Source organism: Comamonas odontotermitis (assembly GCF_014207855.1).
Classification (GTDB): Bacteria; Pseudomonadota; Gammaproteobacteria; order Burkholderiales; family Burkholderiaceae_C; genus Comamonas; species Comamonas odontotermitis_A.
Window position 1 is genome coordinate 1 of record NZ_JACHKZ010000064.1, and the last position, 1,520, is coordinate 1,520.

Below are 1,520 nucleotides of genomic sequence, written 5' to 3' on the forward strand. Positions count from 1 at the left end.
GGCCAGGTGGCCTGGCAGTGGCTCTTGAGCGGGTTTGGAGAGGCCAGCCCCACAACGGGCGATGCAGGCTACGTGACAGGCAGCCCGGGCGCCACAGGCTCAATGCCCAGTTATGCCCCCGAAGTAGTCTTCAACCTGCGCTACCCCGGCCAGCAGTGGGATGAGGAAACAGGGCTGGCCTACAACGTCAACCGGTACTACGATAGAACGAGTGGGCGCTACATCCAGACTGATCCGATCGGGCTGGCGGGTGGGTGGAGTCGGTTTGCTTATGTGGGCGGGAATCCGCTAAATTACACTGACCCACTCGGCTTGATGACCTGGCAAAGTTGGTGGGATGCTTCAGTAGCAGGGTTTCAGTCGGAAACGCCGTGGAGCGCTGCGTTGCGTGCCCTTGAATCGTGGCCTGTCGGGGCTTCAATGGTCGGGGGGGCTGGACGATATGTAACAGTTTTGTCAAAAAGCCCTGTTGTTGAGTCGGGAGGGACGTGTGTCGCAAAGAGCGTGGCGAATCTAGGATATGACGCAAATAAACTGGCGCATGTTTTTAAAGAGAAACACCTTCTTGATCCGCTAGTAAATAAATTCGGATCCCAAGAAGCGGCTTTCATAAAAATGCACGAAGCAGCTCAATCTCTGGCTACAAATACATATCAAACAGGATCTTGGGTCACTCTCAATATAGATGGAATAGCGGTAAGTATTAGTGGTCGGGTCATAAATGGAGAGTTTCGTATATCGACAGCTACGATGAGGCCATTTTAATGAAGCTTACGAACGAAGAAAAATTTGCCTTAATGAAGTTATTTGGAGGCAATACGGATTTTGATATTGCTGTAATATCTCAACTTGATCGCGCTGAAGTACTTGAGCGAAAAGAAACAGGTGTTGGATATTTTTCAACAATTAAATTGATGGATTCAATTCAAAATTTCACTAATATAAACGAGAGAAGCTGGAATTTTAATCATAAATTTCTCAAGTATGGAGGTTTATTTATTGCATTCTGTGATCCGCCAAATTTAATCGAACTTGAAGCAGTCGTACATGATGGCCTTTGGCCTAAGAAATTTGATGAGAAACTATTTAGCGATGATTAATTTTTACTGCAAAGTGCAATGATGCTTTTTGTAAATTTAATTTCAATATTTAGATAATTTCTTCAGAAAGCCACCTGCAACCCGTGTTATTCGTTCAGACTAGGGATTCAGGTGGTTTTATGCTGGTGCCAATGTTGTTTGCTTGCTACTGGCTTGCTGAGTTTTATCAACATTCTTCCAACCTTTGCTGCTTAATCCTGATTTCATAGCCACTAGCGCTTAATAGCTAAGCGTTAGTAGCTACTTTGGCTTGAAATCTTGGGACACAGCAGGGCGGATCAGCAACGTCCTGCAGCGCCATGCCTTGCCTGCAGCAGGCTCTGCTCCCGCCCACAATGCCCAGCTCTCCAGCGCCTACACCTACGATGCTGCCGGGCGCCTCAAAGCCAGCGCCCACAGCCTCGTGCCCCCAGCCTCGGG

General features: G+C 47.9%; 2 protein-coding genes. Both read left to right on the top strand.

Annotated elements, in window-relative coordinates:
* Positions 1-765 (top strand): RHS repeat-associated core domain-containing protein (locus tag HNP33_RS20795; protein ID WP_221452163.1); only part of this gene is annotated, 765 nt, incomplete at its 5' end.
* A complete protein-coding gene (locus tag HNP33_RS20800) occupies positions 765-1,100 on the top strand; it encodes a hypothetical protein (RefSeq protein WP_184711764.1) in 336 nt (111 codons plus the stop codon). The genes HNP33_RS20795 and HNP33_RS20800, both read left to right, overlap by 1 nt.
* Positions 1,101-1,520 lie beyond the last annotated feature (420 nt).